A 3,317-nucleotide genomic window follows, 5' to 3' on the forward strand; every position below is an offset into this window, starting at 1 on the left:
AAATAAAATTATAAGTATTTTATAATTTATTTTTATACTTTACTAATATAAACTATTATATTCTAATAATTAAGCATGATAATTGAAAAATAAATAAATAATTATTTAAATTATTATAAACATAATATTAAATGATTAATTTTTAATAAATGAAAATAGGATAAATAACTTAATAAATTGGTTAAATAAAGTTTTGATATAAATAAATTTAATATTAAATTATTTAATAATTTTAAATTGCATATAAATGCAATAATTATTATAATTAATTATCTATAATGCATTCAAATATATATTATGCTTTAAAAGATATATTAAAAGAGGATTACTTTTTATGATTAAAATAAACCCTGATTTATGTAAAGGATGTAATATATGTGTGGAATCATGCCCTAAAAAGGTCTATGAAAATTCAAATATTGCAAATAAAAAAGGTGTTCAAGTACCATTTCCTAAAAATATAGAAAACTGTGTTCAATGCCATCTTTGTGAATTAATGTGTCCAGATCAAGCAATTTTAGTGGAGGAAGATGATGAGTGAAAATGTTTTTATTCAGGGAAATGAAGCATGTGCAAGAGGTGCAATAAAAGCAGGATGTAGATTTTTTGCAGGATATCCAATTACACCTTCTACAGAAATTGCTGAAAACTTAGCTTTAAACCTTCCAAAAAACGGAGGAAGCTTTATTCAAATGGAAGATGAAATCTCTGCCGTTGGAGCAATAGTTGGTGCAAGTTGGAGTGGGCAAAAATCAATGACTGCAACCAGTGGACCTGGAATTTCACTTATGCAAGAGAATATTGGTTATTCCCATATAACAGAAACTCCAATTGTAATAGTAAATGTTCAAAGAGGTTCTCCATCAACTGGTCAACCTACAATGGCTGCTCAAGGAGATATGATGCAAGCAAGATGGGGTTCTCATGGAGATTATGAACCAATAGCTTTATCTCCTTCTTCTGTACAAGAATTCTTTGATTTCACAATTAAAGCTTTTAATTTATCCGAAAAATATAGAATCCCAGTAATTATTTTAGCAGATGAAGTTATTGGTCATATGCGAGAAAAAATAACAATTCCAGATAAAGTAAATACTTACAAAAGAAAAAAACCAAATTTGTCTAATGAGGAATTTTTACCATTTGATTCATATGATGATGGGACATATGAAATGGCTTCCTTTGGAGATGGATACAATTTATCAGTTACTGGATTAACACATACAAAAAATGGCTATCCAAGTCCATCAAATCCTAAAGATCATATAAAATTAGTAAAGAGATTAGTAAATAAAGTAATGAAAAATAAAAAGGATATTATAGATGTTAAAGAAGTTTTAACTGATGATGCAGATATTATTTTAATATCATATGGTGCTCCTATTCGTTCAATTGCTACAGCAGTTAAATTGGCAAGAAAAGAAGGAATTAAAGTAGGATACCTTAAAATTAACACTCCTTGGCCATTTCCAGAAGAAGAAGTAGAAAAAATGGCTAAAATAGCAAATGAATTAATAGTTGTAGAAATGAATTTAGGTCAAATAGTTCATGAAGTTGAAAGAGTAAGTAAAAACAATGCTAATGTCCATTTATTAGGTAAAATTGGTGGAGAACTCCATAAACCCAATGAAATACTCTTAAAAATTAAGGAGTTGATATAATGAGTGAAAACAAAAATTTAAATATTTCAGAAGACTCCTTAAAAAAAGACCATTATTTAAAAGAAGTGCCCTATTTAAAAGAAAATCCCTATTTAAAATATTTAAGAAAAGATAGATTACCTCATATTTTCTGTAGTGGTTGTGGAAATGGAACTGTTTTAAATAGCTTTTTAAAAGGATTAGAGCGAAGTAATGTAGATTTTGATAAAATAGCTATGGTTTCTGGTATTGGTTGTTCCTCTAGAATTCCAGGTTATGTTAAATGTGATTCACTTCACACAACACATGGAAGAGCTTTAAGTTTTGCTACTGGTTTAAAACTTGGAAATCCAGATTTAAATGTTGTTGTTTTTACTGGTGACGGTGATGCAGCAGCCATTGGTGGAAATCATTTGATCCATGCTGCAAGAAGAAATATAAACTTAACAGTAATCTGTATTAACAACAACATTTATGGAATGACTGGTGGTCAGATTAGTCCAACATCTCCAGAAGGTAGTGTTGGAACCACAGCACCTTATGGCTCTAAAGACTCTCCATTCAACTTATCTAAATTGGTAACAGCTGCAGGTGCATCATATGTTGCAAAATGGACAACTGCACATGCATTACCATTATCATTATCTATTAAAACTGCATTAGAAAATCCTGGTTTTTCTTTTGTTGAAGTAGCTTCTCAATGCCCAACTTACTATGGGCGCAAGAATAAATTAAGAACTCCAGTTGATATGATAAGGATATTTAAAGAAAAAAGTATTTTTAAAGCTATTGCTGATAAACAAAGTGAAGAAGAATTGTTTGGAAAAATCATCATTGGCGAGTATGTCAACAAACAAAGAAAAGAAATAAGCTCAGAAATTGAAAATCTCTGTTTAAATCAGTGTGGAGAAAAACCAAAACGAAAAACAGCTTATATTCTATAAAATAATAAGAATAATAATATTAACAAGCATAATAAATAAAAAAATAAAGCTAAAAAAAGAAAAAAATAATAAAAATAATAAAAATAGTAAAAATAATTATAAACATCAAAATAATGAGTGATTAAATGAGAAAAGAGATTAGAATTGCTGGATTTGGGGGACAAGGAGTTATTTTAGCAGGAATTATACTTGGTAAAGCAGCATCAATATTTGATGGAAAATATAGTGTTCAAACACAGTCTTATGGTCCTGAAGCTCGTGGTGGAGCATCAAGAACTGAAGTAATTATTTCAGACGAAGAAATTGATTATCCAAAGGTTCAAAATCCAGATATTTTAGTTGCAATGTCCCATGAAGCATTGATTAAATATTTATATGATTTAAAAGAAAATGGAATATTAATCATTGACCCAGACACTGTAGTTGAAGAAGAAATTGCTGATTTTGTCAAGCAAAATAATTTAAAGGTTTTCCATGCATGTGCAACGAAAACTGCAGCTGAAGAAGTTGGATTAAAAATTGTGGCAAATATTGTTATGATTGGAGCAATAACTAAATTTAGCGAAATTGTTTCATATGATAGTGCTAAAAAATCCATTTTATCAACTGTACCAAAAGGAACTGAAGATAAAAATCTAAAAGCCTTTGAAGAGGGCTATAATTTTAATTAAATCTCTAAATATTATTAATAAATTAAAAAAAAAAAAAAAAAAAAAAAAAAAAAAAAAAAAAA

General features: G+C 28.2%; 4 protein-coding genes. All 4 read left to right on the forward strand.

The window, feature by feature from the left end:
• Positions 1 to 334: 334 nt before the first annotated feature.
• The 4 genes from MBCUR_RS01550 (at position 335) to MBCUR_RS01565 (ending at position 3,255) form a co-directional block, all read left to right on the forward strand.
• Complete coding sequence (locus MBCUR_RS01550) at positions 335 to 541, forward strand: 4Fe-4S dicluster domain-containing protein (protein ID WP_067089375.1); 207 nt, start codon at positions 335 to 337, stop codon at positions 539 to 541.
• A complete protein-coding gene (locus tag MBCUR_RS01555; protein ID WP_067089378.1) occupies positions 534 to 1,661 on the forward strand; it encodes a 2-oxoacid:acceptor oxidoreductase subunit alpha in 1,128 nt (375 codons plus the stop codon). Before MBCUR_RS01550 ends, MBCUR_RS01555 begins: the two co-directional genes overlap by 8 nt.
• Positions 1,661 to 2,584, forward strand: a complete 924-nt coding sequence (locus tag MBCUR_RS01560; RefSeq protein WP_084269397.1) for a 2-oxoacid:ferredoxin oxidoreductase subunit beta — start codon at positions 1,661 to 1,663, stop codon at positions 2,582 to 2,584. The genes MBCUR_RS01555 and MBCUR_RS01560 overlap by 1 nt, the downstream gene beginning before the upstream one ends.
• A 125-nt stretch (positions 2,585 to 2,709) precedes the next feature.
• Positions 2,710 to 3,255, forward strand: a complete 546-nt coding sequence (locus MBCUR_RS01565) for a 2-oxoacid:ferredoxin oxidoreductase subunit gamma (RefSeq protein WP_067089379.1) — start codon at positions 2,710 to 2,712, stop codon at positions 3,253 to 3,255.
• Positions 3,256 to 3,317 lie beyond the last annotated feature (62 nt).

This window comes from Methanobrevibacter curvatus (genome assembly GCF_001639295.1).
Taxonomy (GTDB): domain Archaea; phylum Methanobacteriota; class Methanobacteria; order Methanobacteriales; family Methanobacteriaceae; genus Methanoflexus; species Methanoflexus curvatus.